This window comes from Floridaenema evergladense BLCC-F167 (assembly GCF_041929205.2).
In the GTDB taxonomy this organism is placed as follows: Bacteria; Cyanobacteriota; Cyanobacteriia; order Cyanobacteriales; family Aerosakkonemataceae; genus Floridanema; species Floridanema evergladense.
The window spans coordinates 5,029,459-5,052,330 of the sequence record NZ_CM171625.1 but is presented as its reverse complement, the minus strand read 5'-3'; the positions used below and the strand labels follow the sequence as shown (position 1 = coordinate 5,052,330).

The 22,872-nt window shown below is 39.4% G+C and carries 10 protein-coding genes; 7 read left to right on the top strand and 3 right to left on the bottom strand.

Going from position 1 to position 22,872, the window contains the following annotated elements; genetic code table 11:
• Position 1: 1 nt before the first annotated feature.
• From ACE1CA_RS24615 to ACE1CA_RS24585, 7 genes are all read left to right on the top strand, one after another.
• Positions 2-4,561, top strand: coding sequence for a type I polyketide synthase (locus ACE1CA_RS24615; protein WP_413280114.1), 4,560 nt, complete (start codon positions 2-4; stop codon positions 4,559-4,561).
• Between the two features lie 87 nt (positions 4,562-4,648).
• On the top strand, positions 4,649-12,427 hold the full coding sequence (locus ACE1CA_RS24610) for an amino acid adenylation domain-containing protein (RefSeq protein WP_486517517.1): 7,779 nt from the start codon (positions 4,649-4,651) through the stop codon (positions 12,425-12,427).
• A 325-nt stretch (positions 12,428-12,752) separates the two neighbouring features.
• Positions 12,753-12,926 (top strand): microviridin/marinostatin family tricyclic proteinase inhibitor, encoded by a 174-nt coding sequence (locus tag ACE1CA_RS24605; protein WP_413281561.1) that lies wholly within the window; start codon positions 12,753-12,755, stop codon positions 12,924-12,926.
• A 176-nt stretch (positions 12,927-13,102) separates the two neighbouring features.
• Complete coding sequence (locus ACE1CA_RS24600; RefSeq protein ID WP_413281562.1) at positions 13,103-14,080, top strand: MvdD family ATP-grasp ribosomal peptide maturase; 978 nt, start codon at positions 13,103-13,105, stop codon at positions 14,078-14,080.
• Positions 14,081-14,163: 83 nt separating this feature from the next.
• Complete coding sequence (locus tag ACE1CA_RS24595; protein ID WP_413281563.1) at positions 14,164-15,141, top strand: MvdC family ATP-grasp ribosomal peptide maturase; 978 nt, start codon at positions 14,164-14,166, stop codon at positions 15,139-15,141.
• A 60-nt stretch (positions 15,142-15,201) separates the two neighbouring features.
• Complete coding sequence (locus ACE1CA_RS24590; RefSeq protein ID WP_486517516.1) at positions 15,202-17,016, top strand: ABC transporter ATP-binding protein/permease; 1,815 nt, start codon at positions 15,202-15,204, stop codon at positions 17,014-17,016.
• 167 nt (positions 17,017-17,183) lie between these two features.
• Positions 17,184-18,380 carry a bifunctional sterol desaturase/short chain dehydrogenase gene (locus tag ACE1CA_RS24585; protein WP_413281565.1) on the top strand — a complete coding sequence of 399 codons (1,197 nt, stop codon included), beginning with the start codon at positions 17,184-17,186 and terminating at the stop codon, positions 18,378-18,380.
• A gap of 172 nt (positions 18,381-18,552) precedes the next feature.
• Here the strand turns inward: ACE1CA_RS24585 and ACE1CA_RS24580 are convergent, their stop codons facing one another.
• The 3 genes from ACE1CA_RS24580 to ACE1CA_RS24570 form a co-directional block, all read right to left on the bottom strand.
• The gene (locus ACE1CA_RS24580; RefSeq protein WP_413281566.1) at positions 18,553-19,041 is read right to left on the bottom strand and encodes an META domain-containing protein; all 489 of its coding nucleotides are present in this window, start codon (positions 19,039-19,041) and stop codon (positions 18,553-18,555) included.
• 3 nt (positions 19,042-19,044) lie between these two features.
• Entirely contained in the window at positions 19,045-19,926 is an 882-nt protein-coding gene (locus ACE1CA_RS24575) for an SMP-30/gluconolactonase/LRE family protein (RefSeq protein WP_413281567.1), read from the bottom strand.
• A gap of 160 nt (positions 19,927-20,086) precedes the next feature.
• Positions 20,087-22,819: an MGH1-like glycoside hydrolase domain-containing protein gene (locus ACE1CA_RS24570; RefSeq protein ID WP_413281568.1), complete on the bottom strand. Its 2,733-nt coding sequence runs from the start codon at positions 22,817-22,819 to the stop codon at positions 20,087-20,089.
• Positions 22,820-22,872 lie beyond the last annotated feature (53 nt).

The window sequence follows — 22,872 nt, the reverse complement described above, 5'->3', positions numbered from 1 at the left end:
TATGAATTTAATTAATAACAACGATGAATTCACAAATTCGGAAATAGCTATTATTTCACTCGCTGGTCGCTTTCCCGGAGCAAACGATATTGAGTCTTTTTGGCACAATCTTTGTAATGGTGTCGAGTCTATATCTCGGTTTAGTGATGAAGAATTACTAAACTCTGGCGTTGATGAAAATTTATTGAGCAATCCCAACTATGTGAGAGCTAGTGGAGTACTTTCAGATGTTGATTTATTTGATGCAAATTTCTTTGGTTATAGCGCCAAAGAAGCTGAGTTTATAGATCCGCAACAACGCTTATTTTTAGAAATAGCTTGGGAAGCTTTAGAAAAGGCAGGTTACGACCCTGAAACTTACAAAGGGTTGATAGGAGTTTATGGTGGGGTAAGTAGTAATAGTTACTTGTTCAATAATCTTTATCCCTATTTAGAAACAATTGATTCTTTTCAATTGGGGATTTCAAATGATAAAGATTTTTTGCCAACGCGAGTTGCTTATAAACTTAACTTGACTGGCCCTGCGTTGAATGTGCAAACGGCTTGTTCTACTTCTTTAGTGGCAGTTCATTTAGCTTGTCAAAGTTTATTGAATGGCGAATGTGATATGGCTTTAGCGGGGGGAGTTTCGATCAGGATTCCTCAAAAGATCGGGTATTTATATCAAGAAGAAATGATTCTTTCTCCTGATGGACATTGCCGTGCTTTTGATGCTAAAGCGCAAGGAATTGTTGGTGGTAGTGGTGTGGGTATTGTTGTTTTGAAAAGATTGCCGGATGCGATCGCCGATCGGGATTACATCTATGCAATTATTAAAGGATCGGCTATCAATAATGACGGTTCATCAAAAGTCGGTTATACTGCTCCTAGTATCAACGGTCAAGCAGCAGTAATTGGCGAAGCTCAAGCTGTAGCAAGTGTAGATCCCGAAACTATTTCTTATATCGAAGCTCATGGCACCGCTACGCCTTTAGGAGATCCAATTGAAATTGCGGCTTTAACTCAAGCTTTTAGGCAAAATACTGATAAAAAAGGTTTCTGTGCGATCGGTTCGGTAAAAACTAATATAGGACATTTGGATTCAGCAGCAGGTGTAACAAGTTTAATTAAGACTGTATTAGCATTGCAACATAAAAAACTGCCTCCTAGTTTGCACTTTGAAACACCATCACCAAAAATTGATTTTGCTAATAGTCCTTTTTATGTTAATACAACTCTAACTGAATGGAAAACTAATTGCATTCCTCTTCGTGCTGGTGTTAGTTCTTTCGGCATCGGTGGAACTAATGCTCATGTTATTTTAGAAGAAGCTCCTCTGTTGGACAAAGAAAGCAGCGAAACAGACAAACAGGGGAGAAACTATCAACTGTTGGTACTTTCGGCTAAAAGTGAAAATGCCCTCATTTCAGCAACTACTAATTTAATGACGCATTTAAAAGAGCATCCAGAACTTAATTTAAATGATGTGGCTTTTACTCTGAACACTGGTCGCCAGGGTTTTAATTATCGAAGGATGTTAATTTGTCGGGAAATAGAAGATGCTGTAAAAGCTCTCAGTAATTTAGATCCAAAAGAAGTTTTTACTAATCATACAGAAATTAAAGAACGGTCAGTTGTTTTTATGTTTCCCGGTCAAGGTTCTCAGTATGCAAACATGGCAAAGGATATTTATAAAACTGAGGCAATATTTCGAGAACAAGTTGATTTTTGCTCAGAATTTCTTAAACCTTTATTGGGGTTGGATTTGCGTCATGTACTTTATCCTAGTGCCGAAAAGACTGAGGAAGCAACCAAGCAATTGCAACAAACAGCGATCGCTCAAACTGCTATTTTTGTGATTGAGTATGCTTTAGCAAAATTATGGCAGTTTTGGGGAGTGCGTCCGGTAGCTGCGATCGGTCATAGTATTGGTGAATATGTAGCAGCTTGTCTAGCAGAAGTTTTTTCCCTAGAAGATGCTTTATCTCTGGTAGCAATTCGTGGGAAACTGATGCAGCAAATTGAGAAGGGAACAATGCTTTCTGTTCCTCTACCTGAAGACAAAGTAAAATCTTTATTAAACGAAGAACTTTCTCTAGCAGCGATTAACCAACCGTTGCAATGTATAGTTTCTGGTTCAACAGCAGCAGTAGAATCACTACAAAATCAGTTAGCTGCTCAAGGTATTGAATGTCGCCGTTTGCATACTTCTCATGCTTTCCATTCTCAGATGATGGAACCAATTTTGCAACCATATCTTGAGCAAGTCAAAAAAATTACTTTAAATCGTCCCAAAATTCCTTATATTTCCAACTTAACTGGAACTTGGATTAAAGTTTCCCAAGCAACAAATCCTGAATATTACGCACAACATTTGCGTTCTACAGTGCTATTTGCTCAGGGGATAGAGAAATTATTGGCAACACCTGAACAAATTTTATTAGAAGTGGGGCCAGGAAATACACTAACTACATTAACTAAAAGGCATCCAGAAAAAGCAGCGACACAAACAGTTTTAAATTCCCTTCGTCATCCTCAAGAAGAACTATCGGACGATCGCGTTTTATTAACTACATTAGGTCAACTTTGGTTAGCTGGAGCTAAAATAAATTGGTCAGAATTTTACGATCGACAAGAGTGTTATCGTCTTCCCTTACCAACTTATCCTTTCGAGCGTCAACGTTATTGGATTGAAGCACCGAAAAAAGATGCTAGTAACTCGGAAATCACATTTAGTAAAAAAAGTGCGATCGCTGATTGGTTTTATATTCCATCTTGGAAAAGATCGCCACTTCCCATTAGTCAACTCAGAGAAGTACAAGATAGCATTTTGATGTTTGTTAATGAGTGCAACTTAAGTAGTCAGTTAGCAAAACATCTGCAAGAAAAGGCTCAAAGAGCGATCGTTGTTAAAATCGGAGATTCATTTAAAAAAGAGAATCAAAACTTATACACTATCAATCCTCAAAACCCTGAAGATTACGAAAGTTTGTTGGTAGAACTTGGGGAGAGTATGCCGCAAGCGATCGTTCATTTATGGAGTTTGTCTGAGAAAACCAAAGCATTATCAGAACTTTCAGTCATTGACCAAAGTTTAGATTTAGGTTTTTACAGTCTGCTATTTCTAGCTCAAGCTTTTGGGAAACAAAATATAACTGACGAAATTCAATTAATAGTTGTGTCTAACAATATGCTGGACGTAACTGGAGAAGAAGAGTTAAGTCCTGAAAAAGCAACTTTAATCGGTCCAGTCAGAACTATTCCTTACGAATATCCTTACTGCAATTGTCGAATTACTGACATAGTGATTCCTCAAGCAGGAAGCTTACAAGAAAAGCAAGTCATAGAACAGATAGCAGCAGAATTAAAGTTTAAGTCTCCCGATCAAATTATTGCTTACCGCCAACAACATCGTTGGGTAGAAAGTTTTGAGTCAGTCAAACTAGAGAACTCAAATCAGGGAATTCAAAGGTTAAAAGAAGGCGGAGTTTATTTAATTACAGGAGGACTGGGAGGAATTGGATTAACACTGGCAGAATATTTAGCGCAGACAGTTAGAGGTAAATTAATACTAGTAGGACGTACTAATTTTCCGACTCGTTATGAATGGGAAGAATGGTTAGCTAACCATGATTTAGAAGAACCCATTAGTCGCAAAATTCGCAAAGTCTATGAATTAGAAAAACTAGGTGCCAAAGTTTTAGTAATTACTGCTGATGTCGCCAACTTATCACAAATGCAAACAGCGATCGCAAAAGCCAACGCACAATTTGGCAAAATTAATGGAGTAATTCACTCTGCTGGTCTTCCGGGAAATAGTATTATTCAGCATAAAACCAGAGAAAAAGCCGAAAATGTGATGTCTGCTAAAGTGAAAGGAACACTCATTCTCGATCTTTTGTTGAAGGATAGTAAACTAGATTTCTTTGTTCTTTTTTCATCTTTGAATTCAATTATCTCCACATTCGGACAGGTAGATTATTGTGCAGCGAACGCTTTTTTAGATGCTTTTGCTCATCAAAATAGTTCCAGAGATAACACATTTATCGGAGCAATTAATTGGGATGGATGGCAAGAGGTAGGAATGGCAGCAAAACAAGCAAATAAATCCGATTTGCTGCACAAAGATTTTCTATTGCCAGCAGAGGGTGTAGAAGCATTTAGCCGGATTTTGCATCATCAATTACCACAAGTTTTGGTATCGACAGTAGATTTTTCTACCAGAATTAAACAAGGAACAAATGTAGTGAAACAAGAACCTACTTTATCACTACATTTTCGACCAGAACTAAAAACTTCATATATTGCTCCGCGCCATGCGATCGAACAAGAACTTGCAAATATTTGGCAAGAATTGTTAGGAATCAACCAAATAGGAATACATGACAACTTTTTTGAATTAGGAGGAGATTCTCTCATCGGTACTCAACTTATTTCCCGATTACAAAAGATATTTTCATTCAAGTTATCTATAGCGACGTTATTTAAGCTTCCCACAATAGCTGAAATAGCAGCGACTATCGAGAAACAACAACCAGATATCAACCTAAGTACAAATGACCGAGAAGAAATAGCGATATAAATGTAAATGAAAATTGCTAATACTTATTGATTAGCAAAGCTCCCAAATTCTGCTTTAGTTCATTAACAAAATAGAGGTAATAGTTCAATGAATCTCAATCAATTTTTATCGGATATTTCTGACCAAGGTGTAAAGTTATGGGTTGAAGGCGAGCAGTTGCGTGTTAATGCTCCTAAAGGTTTTATCACCCCAGAGATTCGCGAGTTATTAGTTAAACATAAAGCAGAACTTATACCTTTATTGCAACAGCAAAATAGGAGTACAACCGATAGTGAATTAACGATTACAAAAGTCGATACGCACGCACTACGCGAAAGCGATAACAAAAAAATAGTACCGCTATCTTTTCCGCAAGAAAGGATATGGTTTTTGAGCCAGTTAGAACCAGATAATCCCTTTTACAACGAACAATCTGCTCTAAAGCTTCATGGTTCCTTAAACATCATGGCACTAGAGCAGAGCATTAACAAAATTATCGATCGCCACGAAATTTTACGTACTAACTTCCAAATTTTAGATGAAGCACCAATTCAAGTAATTGCAGAAAATTTAACCTTAAATATACCAGTATTAGACCTCACAGGAATTCCTGAAATAGAGAAAGAAAACACTATTCAACAATTAGTAAAAACCGAAGTTTCTCAACCTTTTGATCTTCCTAACTCTCCTTTAATTCGAGTTACTCTCCTCAAACTAACAGAGTTAGAGCATATTTTACTGTTAACAATACATCATATTATCTTCGATGGTTGGTCATTCGGTATATTTATGCAGGAATTAGCAACCATTTACTCAGCCTTCTGCAATAATGTATCTCCAAAATTACCAGAATTACCAATTCAATACGCTGACTTTGCAGTTTGGCAGAAGCATTACTTCCAAACAGAAGAACTACAAAATCAGCTTAACTACTGGAAGCAACAACTCGAAAACTGTCCCCCCTTACTAGAATTACCCACAGACCGACCAAGACCAGCTATTCAAACTTACCAAGGTATTCGCAAATATTTAGAACTACCAATAGACTTAAGCGAAGCAGTTGTAAATTTGAGTAAGCGTGCAGGTGTTACTCTGTTTATGACACTATTTGCAGCCTTTGTTATTTTACTGTATCGGTATACAAATAGCGATCGTATAGCCATCGGCACACCTATTGCTAACCGTAATCGTTTAGAACTTGAACAATTAATCGGCTTTTTTGTCAATACTTTAGTTCTAGATACAGACCTATCAGGCAATCCCAATTTTTTAGAGTTATTGAATCGGGTACAAAAAGTCTCTTTAGGAGCATACGCTAATCAAGATTTACCCTTTGAAATACTAGTAGAAACCCTGCGACCTGAAAGGAACTTAAGTCATGCACCTTTATTTCAGGTAATGTTTATACTTCAGAATGCACCCTTACAGGAAATAGAAGTTTTTGGATTAAAAGTTAGTTCAATGCCAGTGGAAAGCGTAGTTTCCAAATTTGATTTGACACTATCAATGCAGAACACTACTAATGGACTAGTGGGATTATGGGAATACAATACTGATTTGTTTGATGACAGTACCATTGAGCGAATGATGGATCATTTTCTAACCTTACTCGCAGCTATTGTTGCCGATCCACAAACACCAATCTCTCAATTACCAATCTTAACCGCAGCCGAACAACAGCAGTTATTGGTAGAATGGAATAATACGCAAACAGATTATCCAACTGATAAATGTCTACATCAATTATTTGAAGCACAGGTAGAAAAGACACCAGATGCAGTAGCAGTAGTCTTTGAAAATCAACAATTCACTTATCAGGAATTGAATCTTCGCGCCAATCAGTTGGCAAATTACTTACGCTCTTTAGGTGTGAGTGCTGATGTACCAGTAGGGATTTGTGTGGAACGCTCTTTGTTGATGATGGTGGGAATACTGGGCATTCTCAAAGCGGGTGGAGCTTACGTACCCCTAGACCCAGAATATCCTACTCAACGTCTGGATTTTATGCTGACAGATTCATCTGTGGCGGTGCTGCTCACACAACAGGGATTGGTGGACAGACTACCGAAGCATCAAGCACAAACTGTTTGTTTGGATCTTGATTGGCAGGTGATTTCCGGCTTTAATCAGGAAAATCCTGCTACTAATGTGCATCTCAACAACTTGGCTTATGTAATTTATACCTCTGGTTCCACAGGTCAGCCCAAGGGGGTAGCGATGAATCATCTCCCCCTAGTCAATCTAATGATTTGGCAACAGCAACATACTACTATTTCTCCGGGAGGCAAAACCCTACAATTTGCACCGATAAGCTTTGATGTCTCTTGCCAAGAAATGTTTTCTACTTGGTGCGATGGCGGGACATTGGTGCTGATTAGTGAGCAATTGCGCCGAGATCCAGTGGCTTTATTAGGTTTACTGCAAGAACAAGCAGTGGAGAGACTGTTTCTTCCTTTTGTCGGCTTACAACAACTGGCTGAGGTAGGGATGGATAGTACGTCAGTGCTGCAACTGCGGGAAATCGTGACAGCTGGGGAACAGCTACAGATGACTCCGGCAATTACCCGTTGGTTGAATCAGCTGAGGAATTGTACGTTGCACAATCATTATGGGCCGTCAGAAAGTCATGTGGTGACGAGTTTTACCTTGAGTGATTCTATAGCGAATCGGTCGCTACTACCACCGATCGGTTGCCCCATAGCCAACAGCCAAATCTACATTCTCGATTCCTACCTGCAACCAGTACCAGTAGGAGTATCAGGAGAATTGCACATTGGAGGAGTTGGACTAGCCAGAGGATACCTGAACCGCCCAGAATTAACTATTGAGAAATTCATCCCCAATCCCTTCAGCAGTGAACCCGATTCCCGCCTCTACAAAACCGGAGATAAAGCCCGCTATTTACCAGATGGCAACATCGAATATTTGGGACGCATCGACAACCAAGTGAAAATCCGAGGTTTCCGCATCGAGTTAGGAGAAATCGAAGCAATTTTGGGGCAATATCCCCAAGTCAAAGCGGCTGTAGTAATTGTCCGGGAAGACAACCTCGGAGATAAACGCTTGGTTGCTTATTTAGTTTCTGATTCCGAAATCACACCGACAACCAACGAACTGCGGCAATATCTCAAAGCTCTTTTGCCAGAATACATGGTACCGAGTACCTTTATCTTCCTAGAAACCTTGCCACTTACACCCAATGGTAAAGTCGATCGCCGCGCCCTACCAACACCAGAATTAAATAACGCACCCACAGAGAACTATGTAGCACCAAGAACCCCAATAGAAGAAATCCTTAGTCATCTGTTTTCCCAAGTTCTCAAACTAAATCAAATCGGAATTAACGATAACTTCTTTGAAATCGGGGGACACTCACTACTAGCGACCCAACTAATATCCCGAATTCGCACACACTTACAAATAGAACTACCACTAAGGACACTGTTTAGCGCACCCACAGTTGCCGAACTAGCTTCATTAATTCAAGCCATAAAACAACAAAACCTCCAACTGAATTTCCCCCCAATTGTTAAGCGAGAAAACCAGAATGAATTACCACTATCTTATGCTCAAACGCGATTGTGGTTTATCGACCAACTTCAACCCAATAGTGCCTTATACAACATACCTTCGGCATTGCGAATAGCCGGAAGATTGCCAATAGCCACCTTAGAAAAAAGCTTAAGAGAAATAATTCAGCGACATGAAGTATTAAGGACTAATTTCATCACGATTGACGGGGAAGCAAATCAAATCATTAACCCCGAAAACAACGGGTTTTTATCATTAATAGACTTGCAGCATTTAGGAACAAAAGAACAAGAAATAACTGTCCAAGCATTAATCCAAGAACAAACAATTAAACCCTTTGACTTAGCCAAAGATTCCTTAATCAGAATCACATTAATCAACAAGAGTGAAACCGAACATATTCTGATTATCTGTATGCACCATATCATCAGTGATGGCTGGTCAATAGGTGTATTTGTTCAAGAACTGGCAGCACTGTACAATGCTGATATTCAAAATCAACCATCACCATTAACACCGCTACCGATTCAGTACGCTGACTTTGCAATTTGGCAGAGAGAATGGTTGTCAGGGGAAGTTCTGGAAACTCAATTAAGTTATTGGAAACAACAATTAGCTGATACTCCAGCTTTATTATCCCTACCGACAGACCGCCAAAGACCAGCAGTACAAACTTATACAGGTGCTCATCAAAAATTTGCTCTCTCATCAGACCTGACTGAGAAATTAACACAACTAAGTCAAGAACAAGGAGTAACTTTGTTTATGACTTTGTTGGCAGGATTTAATACTTTACTTTACCGTTATACGGGACAATCAGATATTGTGGTTGGTTCACCTATTGCTAACCGCAACCACAGCGAAATAGAAGGGTTAATAGGCTTTTTTGTCAATACATTGGTATTGAGAACTGATTTAGCAGAAAATCCCAGTTTTACCGAATTAATTCATCGAGTAAAAGAAGTATCATTGGCGGCATACACTCATCAAGATTTGCCGTTTGAAATGTTAGTGGAAGCGGTGGCACCATCACGAGATTTAAGTTATAGTCCGTTGTTTCAAGTGATGTTTGTGCTTCAGAATGCGCCGCTATCAGAATTAGAGTTATCTGGGCTAACTCTGAGTCCTCAAGAATTGGAAATGCCGATCGCTAAATTCGATTTAACTCTGTCAATGGAGAACAGTTCTACCGGACTAGTGGGATGGTGGGAATACAATACAGATTTGTTTGATGGTAGTACGATCGAGCGGATGATAGGTCATTTTCAGACTTTACTCGCAGCTATCGTTGAAAATCCCCAAACACCAATTTCGCAATTACCAATCTTAACCACAACTGAACAACAGCAGTTATTAGTGGAATGGAATGATACGCAAACTGATTATCCGATCGATCAATGTCTACATCAATTATTTGAACAACAAGTAAAAAAGACACCCGATGCAGTAGCAGTAATATTTGAAGACCAACAATTAACTTATTCACAATTGAACGATCGCGCCAATCAATTAGCACATTATTTACGTTCTTTGGGTGTTGGTGCAGATGTATTGGTGGGGATTTGTGTCGAACGTTCAATTGATATGATTGTGGGATTATTAGGGATTCTCAAAGCCGGAGGAGCATATCTTCCTCTAGACCCAGATTATCCGCAAGAACGCTTACAATTCATGCTTGATGATGCTCAGGTAAAAGTGCTTTTGACCCAACAGCGACTTCTTGAGAAGCTAAATGTTACTCAAGAAAATTTAATTTGCTTGGATAGAGACTGGCAAATAATTCAACAATGGAGTCAGAACAATCCCATCAGTGAAGTGTTAGCAACTAATTTGGCTTATGTGATTTATACCTCTGGCTCTACAGGACAACCCAAAGGAGTACTAATCACCCATCAAGGACTGCTCAATCTAGTGTTCTGGCATCAAAGTACTTTTTCGATCGCTCCATCAGACAAAGCCACCCAATTAGCCGGAACCGCATTTGATGCAGCTGTCTGGGAATTGTGGCCTTACCTGAGTGCTGGAGCCAGTGTTTACTTAGTGACATCAGACACCCTTTACTCCCCAACAGATTTGCGAGACTGGCTAATTGCCAAAGAAATCAGCATTACTTTTGTACCCACGCCATTGGCAGAAAAGTTATTACTTCTGGAATGGAATGAAACAAGTGCGTTGCGAACTATGTTAGTTGGTGGAGATCGGCTTCACAACTATCCATCGCTTTCTGTTCCATTTTCGGTGGTAAACAATTATGGGCCAACAGAGAATACAGTGGTAACAACTTCTGGGTTGGTAGTCCCGAAAGCAGAGGAATTTAGTGCATCACCATCGATCGGTCGCCCGATTGCTAATACTCAAGTTTACATTCTCGATTCTTACTTGCAACCAGTCCCAGTAGGAGTACCAGGAGAATTGCACATTGGAGGTGCTGGACTAGCCAGAGGCTATCTGAATCGGAAAGAATTAACACAAGAAAAATTTATCCCTCATCCTTTTGACAATAATGAACGAGTTTATAAAACCGGGGATTTAGCTCGTTATTTACCGGATGGGAATATTGAATACTTGGGACGGATCGATAATCAAGTAAAAATTCGCGGTTTCCGTATTGAATTGGGCGAAATTGAAGCTTTGTTAAGTCAATGTCCTCAAGTGCAAGCTGCTGTGGTAATTGCTAGAGAAGATATCCCTGGTGATAAACGCTTGGTGGCTTACATTGTGCCGCTTCCAGATACAGCACTGACGGTGAGTGAACTGCGGGAATTCCTCAAAGCTCAAGTTCCAGAATATATGATACCGAGTGCTTTTGTGATTTTGGAGTCTTTACCTTTAACTCCTAATGGTAAGGTCGATCGCCGTGCCTTACCTAAACCAGATTTCCACTCCGAACAAAAAGACAAATATGCAGCCCCCCGTAACTCAGTTGAAGAAATCCTCACCCAAATTTGGGCAGAAGTTCTCAACTTAAATTCTGTGGGAATTTATGATAATTTCTTTGAATTAGGGGGATACTCCCTACTTGCCATCCAACTGGTGTCGCGGATAAGAAGCCAGTTGCAAGTGGAAGTGCCTTTGCAGAGTCTTTTTGCTGCACCGACTGTAGCCGATCTAGCAACGATAATTGCTGCTACACTTGACTCTTCTGCTCCGATTACCACTGATACACAGGTAGATTTAGAGGCAGAGGCGGTTTTAGATCCAAGTATTCAGATTGAGAATGTGCCTTTTACATATACGAATGAACCGAAGAAGATATTTTTGACTGGAGCTAGTGGTTTTCTGGGATCTCATTTGTTGTATGAACTTTTAGAACAAACTCAGGCTGATGTCTATTGTCTAATCCGTTCTGCTGATGAAAAACAGGCTTATCAAAAGTTACTTCGTCAGATGGAATCGTTACAAATTTGGCAAGAGGCTTTTAGTTCTAGAATTGTGCCTGTGGTTGGAGATTTGTCGCAGAATTTACTAGGTCTTTCTCGATCGAATTTTCAAGATTTGGCTGCGATGATTGATGTTATTTATCACAATGGCGCACTGGTAAATTTCGTTTATCCTTACTCAACTCTTAAGCCAGCAAATGTTTTAGGAACGCAGGAAGTTGTGCGATTAGCAAGCGAAATTAAGCTTAAGCCTGTCCATTATGTTTCCACTCTTTCGGTTTTTGCTTCCCCAGCTTATTCGGGAAAAATAGTCTTAGAATCAGACCCGCTTGAACATAGCAAAGATATGAATAATGGCTATGCTCAAACTAAGTGGGTAGCAGATAGGTTGATGATGCTGGCACGCGATCGCGGACTGCCTGTTTGTATATACAGACCCGCGAGAATTTTAGGACATAGCCAAACAGGTATTTCCCCGCCGGACGATTTTTGGAGCACATTTATTTTAGGCTTCATTCATTTAGGAATGGCGATCGCACTAGATAACGCGAAAGATAACATTATTCCCGTTGACTATATGAGTCGTGCTATTGTTCATCTATCCCAACAAAAAGAGTCTTTAGGAAAGGCTTTTCACTTGCTGAATTCTCACTACACTCCGATCGCGGATCTATACAACTGGATTCGGGCTTTGGGCTATCCTCTTAAAGAGATTTCTTATGAAGAATGGCGATCGCACCTGATACGAACTAATCAGACATCTTCCAACAAATTGTTGCAATCACTTGTGGCAATGGCTCCCGAACCAAACAATCAGACCACCGAGCAAAATCAACCCCCTGAGTTTGATTTTACTAATGCCCTTTCTGGATTAGCAGGTACAGATCTTGTTTTCCCTGCGATCGAGCCAGATTTGATAGCAAAATATTTGTCTAATTTGCTCGGTAAAACTGATATTTTCTTAAAAAAACAATAATTTTTATCTGATAGAGGAGGGTTTTAAATGTTCGGCTAATCAACCGTAGTATCCTTAATCTCAAACCCTGTAGAGACGTTGTATACAACGTCTCTACAGAATGGGTATTTGACCAGACATGATATCAGTTATTGTTCCTTAAAAATGTAAATGAAATTGACGTTTTTTAAATAATTACTATTGTCTTATGCTCAATTTCTCCATTGGTGCAACTCCTCAGATTTGCTATGAAACTAAAAGATAAAATTATTAATAGATTGCTTGACTAACTTACTTAATTGAGCAATAATTAATGGTGACAAAGCACTTTGCAAGGAAAAATATCATGGCTACAGAAATAGTAAAGAATACAGATATTAATGCTGTACCTTTTTTCGCTCGTTTCTTAGAAGAGCAACCATCTGAACCTTCAGATACTCCTTCGACCCCTACTCAACCTCCTTTTCCTTTTCCCTTACCATATACTTTTAAGTTTCCTTCTGATTGGGAAGATCGGTAGATTTAGCTATTGGCTCGGAAAATCAGGAAGTTAGATTGCAAAACTTTTAATTACTTCGGAAACATAATCTTTGCCATTTTAAAGCTAATTCTCGGATGGCAAAGATTATGCCTTCCCAAAAAATCGCCAAACAAATATTTTATGCGCTAAGTTAGATAATTACAATCTCAACCCAAATGACTGTTTTAATTATTACTTTTAGCAATGATAACGAAAGTATTCCTTTAGTAATGAAAGCGATCGAAGCTAGAGGAGAAAAAGCTTTTCGTTTTGATACAGATAGATTTCCGACTGAAGTGTTACTAGACATTAATTACGGTGATGCGGAACAGATAGTTATTACTGATGGCGAACAAAAGTTAGATTTGAGCGAAGTTTCGTCAGTTTGGTATCGACGAATGCGTTATGGAGCAAAAATTCCGCATTCAATGGATAGGCAATTAAGAGATGCTTCAATTGAAGAATGTCGTCTTAGCGTTAGAGGCATGATTGCTAGTTTAAAAGCTTTCCATTTCGATAAAATGTCTAATGTTGATGTAGCTAAAAATAAGCAAATTCAGGTGCAAATTGCTCAAAAATTTGGGTTGCTAACTCCTCGCACTTTGACAACAAATAATCCTGAAGCTGTGAAGCAATTTGCTCAAGAGTTTCCCCAAGGAATTATTACCAAAATGCTTTCTTCTTTTGCTATTTATGATGAGCAAGGACAAGAAAAGGTGGTGTATACTAGCCTGGTGAAAGAAGAAGATTTAAGAAATCTGGAAGGACTACGTTTTTGTCCGATGACGTTTCAAGAAAATGTACCCAAAGCGTTGGAGTTAAGGACAACTATTGTTGGACATCGGGTATTTACAGCAGCAGTTGATTCGCAAAAATTTGCAGGTTCTACTTATGATTGGCGCAAAGAAGGGAGAGCTTTAGTTAAAGATTGGCAACCTTATAATTTGCCGGAAGATGTGGAAAAAAAGTTGCTGCAACTGATGGCTTATTTTGGGTTAAATTATGGAGCGATCGATATTATTGTCACACCGGACGATCGACATATATTCTTGGAAGTTAACCCAGTAGGTGAATTCTTTTGGCTGGAAACATTTTCCCCTCATTTCCCTATTTCTGAAGCAATTGCTGAAATTTTAGTTACAAATAGACAATAGTTAGGACTTTGAGTTCTAGAACAACTGAACTCACTACTAAAAACCTAATTAGACAATTGTCATACCCTCAAAACAGTTATTTTATGTCTCTATCCCGTGATGTCATTTTATTAATTACCCATAGTGGAGATTTCTTCACCATAGATAGAGTAGCAGAAGCCTTGGCAAAAAAAGGAGTTCAACCATTTCGCTTCGACACTGATAAGTTTCCGCTAGAAGTACAATTAACAGCACAGTTTGATAAGTCGAGAAGTTACCATAAGTTGGAATATGGCGCTAATTCTATAAGTACAGAGCAGGTAAAAGCAGTATGGATGCGCCGGATATGGGAGCCAAATTTGGGTAAAGAATTAGCTCCTCAATTCCGAGAAGCTTGTATTAAAGAATCACTAGCAACTTTGGATGGTTTTTGGGATAGTTTGAGAGCAGCCCGTTGGGTGGATAATTTAGAAAGAATCGATGTTGCACATAATAAGTTACGTCAACTGCGCGTTGCTTCTGAGTTAGGTTTGATAATTCCGCAAACTCTTGTTACTAATAAGGCGGATGCAGCTAGGGAGTTTTTCCAAAAAGTTAAGGGAAAAATGGTGAGTAAATTATTAACTTCTCTTTCCCGGAGTATGGAACAGCCTGCTTTTTTTCTGTACACAAGTGTGGTGAAAGAGGAAGATTTACTTGATGCTGAGTCACTGCGTTATTGTCCAATGGTTTTTCAAGAAGAAATTCCGAAGCAGTTAGAATTGCGGGTGGTGTATGTGAATGGTAATGTATTTGTGGGGGCTTTGGATGCCTCTATTTATGCCGGAGCTAAAGTTGATTGGCGTTCTCCAGGCGTTGATGTTGGTAAATGGCAACATCATGAACTTCCTGAGCAGATTGTTGGTTGTCTGAAAGCTTTTATGGATAAATTTGGTTTATTGTTTGGAGCGTTTGATTTTATTGTGACACCATCGGGAGAATATGTGTTTTTGGAAGTTAATCCTTTGGGAGAGTGGGGAATGTTGGAGAAAGATTTAGATTTGCCGATTTCTGAGGCGATCGCAAATGTGCTAATTTCCTAAATTTTAGGTAATATGATTGAACGAATCAAGGAAAACAACTAAAGTTTATATGCCAGGAATATGCAAACAAACGATCAACCGCTAAACAGTGCTTCTGCCAATTTTTTGAGGTTTTGGCAGAATGTGAGAGCGATCGCTCAACCTTACTGGTATCCCACACAAGCAGAAGGAAGAGCATTTTCTGAGGTAATAAAATCATGGGGAATGTTAGTTCTCATGATTTTATTGATAATTGCTTTGGTCAGCGTCACGGCTTTTAATAGCTACTGGAATCGTTATGTAATCAATATTGTTATTGAAGAAAAAGACCTATCAAAGTATATTGATACTTTATGGATTTCTACTCTAGGAATTTTCGCAGTCACTGTCTTAATAGCATTTTCAAGATTTGTGAGAAAAAAGGTTGCTCTTGATTGGTACAAATGGCTAAACAACCATAGTTTGGAAAAATACTTAAGCAATCGAGCCTATTATCAAATTAACTTTAAATCTAGTTTAGATAATCCAGATCAACGCATATCTCAAGAAATTGAACCTATCACTAGATATTTTCTCAGTTTATCAGCTACTTTACTGGAAAAACTGATGGAAATGGTAACTTTTTTAATAATTATTTGGTCAATTTCTCCGATAATTACAACTATTTTAATTATTTATACATTAGTAGGGAATTTTGTTGCTATTTACTTAAATCAAGAAATGCACAAGATTAGTCAAGCAGAACTGAGATTTAAAGCTGACTATAATTATTGTTTAACTCATATTCGGAATCATGCTGAATCGATCGCATTTTTCCAAGGAGAAACGGAAGAAGCTAAAATTGCCCAGAGGAGATTCGAGAATGTATTATCTAGTATTGAACGCAGATTGAAGTGGGAGAGAAATCAAGATGCTTTTAACCAAGGATATCAATCTGCCATTACTATATTTTCAATGTTCATACTGACACCTTTATTTATCACCAATAAAATTGATTTTGGCGAAATTCAACAAGCCAGTTTATGTAGTTTTCTCTTCTCTAATGCTTTAGGACAATTAATTAGTGAATTTAGTAATGCAGGAAGATTTTCCAGTTATGCTGAACGGTTAGCAGAGTTTTCGGAAGCTTTAGAATCTGTCACCCAAAAACCCAAAAATGTAAGTACCATTAAAACTCTAGAAGAAAATCGTTTAGGTTTTGAGAATTTAACTTTACAAACCCCAAATTATGAACAAGTGATAGTAGAACATTTATCACTTTCTGTACCTGCGGGAGAAGGTTTATTAATCGTTGGACACAGTGGAGTTGGGAAGAGTTCTCTATTGCGTGCGATCGCAGGTTTGTGGAATTCTGGAACTGGTCGATTAGTGCGACCTCCTCTAGAAGAGATGTTATTTTTACCCCAACGTCCTTATATAATTTTGGGAACTTTGCGCCAACAATTACTTTATCCCAATACCAATCGGGAAATAAGCGATCGAGAATTGGAAGCAGTCCTAGAACGAGTTAATTTGCCACATTTACTATCGCGAATTGAAAGTTTCGATCGAGAAGTTCCTTGGGAAAATATCTTATCTTTGGGAGAACAACAACGCATTGCTTTTGCTCGAATACTAATAACTTGTCCCAGATTTACTATATTAGATGAAGCCACTAGTGCCTTAGATTTAATAAACGAAGAAAATTTATATCAACAGTTACAAGAATCTCAGGCAACCTTTATCAGTGTAGGACATCGAGAAAGTATATTAAATTATCATAAATGGGTATTGGAGTTAGGAGAAAATTCTCAATGGCAACTTGTTTCTATCTCTGATTATCAACAGCAAAAAACTAAGAATCTTAATCTCAAATCTAATGGTAAATCTAACTTAAATACTGTCCTTACTAGTTAGTTCATAATGGAGTACAGACTTAAAAATAGTACTAAGTGTAAGGACGATCGAATTACTGTTGAGCTAGAAACTGAGAACAAGGGGATGGGGGATGGGGAGAAAAAACGTATTACTATATTAACGGATAAAGCTCATTTACAAATAACTAAAAAATTTTACGAAACCGGATGGACTTCCAACTACTATCCCCTCAACTGCTTATTCAATTAATACTGGGACTGTTCTCTGTCCTATATGCCGAAGTGGTACGGGATGCCTATCACCTGGCTGGGCACTACTGGAAACCTTTGCAAAGCTTCCATAACCTGCATCACAAAGCTTATCGTCCTGATTTGAGTATGACCAGCTTAGAAGCTTATAAGAAAGCACAGTGGTACAATGATGTACCTGAGTCTTTGGTAATGCTTGGAGTAACGGCTTTAGCAGCAGGAATAGCTCAGAGCTTTGGCATCTATGGAATGTGGCTCGGTGCCTTATATTCTCTCATTTTTGTGATTCCTGCGATCGCACGCTCCCAAGGACTGTTGCTCGTCACTGATTTTGCTCATAAACAAGGAGATTTAGTCGAAATACCTTCCCAATGGACAGTGAATCGTACTTATCACTGGCGACATCACTTCGATCAAGGAAATGCTTACTTTTGTGGTTACTTTACATTAACAGATAAAATGTTGGGAACTGCTCTATCTTTGAAGGGAAAAGTAATAGGAATTACCGGAGCTTCTGGTACTTTAGGACAAGCATTAATTGAAGAACTTTCCCTCCAAGGAGCAAAAATAGTCGCTTTTACTACTAATAAATCTGCTGAATTTCAGCCAAAAATTGAAGTAGTCTACTGGGAATTAGGAGCGGAAGCAGAGTTAATCAATCGTCTGAAAAGCATTGATATTTTGATCGTTAATCATGGCGTGAATGTACATGGCGATCGCTCTCCCGCAGCCATCCAAAAAGCTTACGAAATCAACACTATTTCTGCCGTAAAATTAGGGGAATTATTTCTAGAAACAGTCACCGAATCTGACCACAAAGCGATTAAAGAACTCTGGATTAACACATCCGAAGCCGAAGTTAATCCAGCATTTAGTCCCTTGTACGAACTGTCTAAAAGAACTCTCGGAGACTTAATTACTCTGCGTCGATTAGATGCTCCTTGCGTGATTCGTAAGTTAATTTTAGGCCCATTTAAGAGTCAACTAAATCCTTATGGTGTAATGTCTGCTCGATGGATAGCTTGGGCGATCGTAGCTTTAGCAAAAAGGGATTTTCGGGACATAATTGTTACCATTAACCCGATTACTTATATTGCTTTTCCCATTAAAGAGTTTTCCCAATCTCTTTATTTCCGCTTGTTCACGTCTAAATAAGCAGGGGAGATGGGGACAAGAAGACAACTCAAAACTCTATCAGGATTTCCAGAATTTACCAGATTTCTTGATTAATCCTGTTCATCATGTAAATCAATAAATCCTGGTTAAGCTTTCCCCAGTCCCCAGCCCCAACTCAAAACTCAAAATTCAAAACTCAAAACTTTCCAAATTACCACAATCCCCTAACGTTTTTAGAAACAAAGCGTAAAACGCCTGATTCTTGTTCGACCTGATAATAAATTGTTAGACCTTTATCATCTAACTCGAATCTTTGAGCACCTTGTAATGCTTTTAGATACTTAGACTCTTGATTCATAATCGGTTCTTCACAAGCTTTGAAAGTTGATGCAAGTTGACTGATAGTTAATCGATCGCCCTGAATTTCATAACTACCCATAAAGCGATTACATCCACCCGAACCAGAAATACGTCCATCAGCAAATTCTGCTGTTAGTTCTTGCGAGGGAACCATCGGCGTTGGCAAGTCTAATAATGCCATATTTCCCAGTCGCCAACTTCCTTTAAGTGGAGAGAATTGAGCCATTTGCAAAGATGAAGTAGGTTTTTTTGTAGTTTGTTGTGCCACTACAGAATTTATCGATGTAATTCCAAGCGATCCAACTATTAAAGTGACAATCAAAAAAGTTTTACGGTTCATATTCTACATTGATGAATTGAAAAATTGATGGCTAGGCATTCCGGTAGAATTAGTTGGCAAGCAAAATAAATCTCCGGCAGTAATTTCCTGTTGAATTTCTTTTTGACTCAGCCCGATCGATGCCGATGTAATATAAAGGTCTGTGAGATTAGTTCCACCGAAAGCAACACTAGTAGGGCGTTGTACTGGCATTCTAACTCGAAAAATTTCTTCACCTTTTGAGTTAAAGCAAGCAACACACCAACCATTCCAAAGTGCAGACCAAAGATTGCCTTCAGAATCGATCGCTAATCCATCAGGTTCTACACCTTCATCGCTTAGGTCAATTAACACACGACGATCGCTAATTGTTCCTGTCTCCACTTCAAAATCATAAGCATAAATCTTATGTTGAGCAGAATCAGTCAAATAAAAAGTTGACTCGTCGGGACTCCAACCTAATCCATTAGAAATAGTTAACCCTCTTTCCATGATTTGTAAAGAACCATCTGGATCGTAACGATACAAAGTTGCTTGCCCCGATGCTTCACAAATGGAACCAATCCAAAAGCGACCTTGAGAATCGCATTTGCCATCATTAAAGCGAGTCTGGGGATGAGGAAATTGCACTTCGGAAATGGGCGTAATTTCACCTGTTTGCAAATCAAGAAAAGCAAGGCTTTTAGAGAGTGCAATCAGTAATCGATCGCTACCTGCTTTCTGAATCGCACTCACCACATCACCGACATCAAAAAAGCGATCGTGCCGAGTCGCTGGATCGAACAAATGAACTCGGTGATTATAGACATCCACCCAAAAAAGTCGTTGATTCTCAACATCCCACACCGGACTCTCACCCAAACGGGCACGAGCATTAAGTACATTTTGAACAGACGATTGATTCATCACAATTGTTGCCAAATGATTCGTTGACACTCTCCTAAGATCTTGCACTCTGGAGGTGGAACCTCCCTGATCCTCGTTCCCAGGTTCAACCTGGGAACGAAAAATGGAGGCTCCGCCTCTTGATGCAAGATCTCAGTCTCCCCATCTCCCCATCTCTCCACTACCGATACTTCGGTAAATCCCCAGGAGTCAAGGGATCTAACACTATCTCTGGTGTAATGTAGCCCAAAGCGTGAATGATTCGGGCTACACAGCCTGTCCATCCAGTTTGGTGACTAGCACCAACTCCCGCGCCGTTATCGCCATGAAAATATTCGTAGAACAGAATCAAATCGCGCCAATGGGGGTCTGTTTGGAATTTTTCGGTATCGCCATAGACGGGACGACGACCTGATTCATCTTGGCGAAAAATGCTAACAATTCTTTCGCTGATTTCTTTGGCGACATCAAACAGAGTTACATATTTACCAGATCCGGTTGGGCATTCAATGGTAAAGGAATCGCCGTAGTAGCCGTAAAGTTGCAGTAGCGATCGCATTAACAAGAAATTCACAGGTATCCAGATCGGCCCACGCCAGTTAGAATTACCACCAAACATCCCAGAGTCAGAATCAGCCGGAACATATCCCACTTTATACTCTTGTCCTTCATGATAGAAGCAATAGGGATTTTCCAGATGGTAGCGAGACAAAGAGCGAATTCCGTAATCGCTTAAAAACTCAGATTCATCCAGCATTCTAGAGAGAACTCGCCGCAATTTGCTTTCATTTAACAAGGACAACATCAGCCGACCTCGCACCCCCGGTTGGTTGGGTATATGAATATTCTGAGTTAGTTCGGGGTGGCGCATAATGAACTCTAAAGCTTCTGCTCTAAAGCGTGGCAGTTTGTCAAAAGCTTCTCTGGGGAAGACAGCCACAGCCATCAGCGGCAATAATCCTACCATCGATCGCACCTTCAAGCGAGTAGAATTCCCGTCTGGTAAACGTAGCACATCATAAAAGAAACCGTCCTCTTCATCCCACATTTCATCTTGATGTACGCCAATTCGATCCATAGCTCCGGCAATCCACATGGTATGCTCGAAGAACTTGATTGCTAGGTCTTCGTAGAGCGGATCGTGCAGTGCTAATTCAACAGTAATTTGAAACATCCGTTGGCTAAAGAAAGCCATCCAAGCTGTGCCGTCTGCTTGTTCCAAATATCCGCCTGTGGGTAAGGAGGAACTGCGATCGAATACCCCAATATTATCCAACCCCAAAAAACCACCTTCAAACAAATTACTACCATTTCGGTCTTTGCGATTCACCCACCAAGTAAAGTTAATCAGCAATTTGGAAAAGGCATATTTGAGGAAATCGATGTCTCCTACACCATTGTTGCGTTCGCGATCGCGAGTGTAAATTTCCCAAGTAGCAAAAGCATGAACTGGCGGATTCACATCCCCAAAATTCCATTCATAAGCCGGAATTTGACCGTTAGGATGCAGATAATCTTCCCGCAGCATCAGCATCAACTGATCCTTAGCAAAATCCAGGTCAATCAAACTAATCGGAATCATGTGGAATGCCAAATCCCAAGCAGCATACCAAGGATATTCCCATTTATCAGGCATCGAAACCACATCATCATTGTGCATGTGGAACCAATCGCTGTTCCGTATATGCCTCTTTTGCTCGGAGGGAGTCCAGGGAGTAATGTTGCGTTCCCTCAACCATTGATCCAAATCGTAGTAAAAGTATTGTTTTGTCCACATCATCCCCGCTAATGCTTGCCGCATGATGTTAGCGCGATCGCTATCCGCCTGAACAGATTGAGGAATCACACCTTGATAAAATTCATCTGCTTCTTTAAGGCGATCTCCAAATATTTGGTCAAAACTGCTGCCAAAAGGCTCTATTAATTGATTCGGATGATGTTTGGTCAGACGCAATCGAATTACTTTTGTTTCTTGTGCGCCAACGGTAATTTCGTAATGAGATGAAACTTTGGTGCCAAATTTGTTAGGATTAACCCCATCTGATTGCCCATGTACAATATAATTATTGATGCCATCTTTCACAAAAGGACTAGCATTTTCCGTCCCAAAAATCCGTTGATTATTAGTTTCGTTTTCCGTAAATAACAACGGAACTACACCTTCACAGTAAAAATAATAATCGCTAATCAGATCCTTAAACAAAGTATCATTCATTGAGGCATGAACAACCGCATTGCCAGTCCCTTCATACTTAGTTAAAACAGGTTTTGCTCCACCATCAGACCAAGACCAAGTATTACGAAACCACAGCGTTGGTAGTACATGAATAGTTGCTGCTTCCGACCCTCGGTTGGCAATGCTAATTTTAATTAAAATATCTTCGGCATCTCCTTTGGCATATTCTGCAAATACGTCAAAGTAGCGATCGTCATCAAAAATCCCTGTATCTAACAACTCATATTCCAGTTCATAACGGCTGCGATTACGATTTGTTTGGACTAAATCATCGTAAGGAAACTCTGCTTGGGGATATTTGTACAGATATTTCATGTAAGAATGAGTCGGCGTACTATCGATGTAGAAATAGTACTCTTTAACATCTTCGCCATGATTACCTTCGCTGTTAGTTAACCCAAACAATCGTTCTTTGAGAATTGAGTCTTTGCCATTCCACAAAGCTAACGCAAAACAAAGTAAATTGTGGTTATCAGTGATTCCGCCTAGTCCATCTTCACCCCAACGATACGCTCGACTTCTGGCATGATCGTGGGGAAAATAATTCCACGCATTCCCATCAGCACTGTAATCTTCCCGCACTGTTCCCCACTGCCGTTCGCTCAAATAGGGACCCCATTTATACCAATTAACTTCACCAGTACGATTTTGTTTGAGTCTTTGTTGTTCTAATGTCATAGTTTTGCCCTGTAAACTTCAAGTAATTTGAGACTTTCGATTGATTAAAAAAA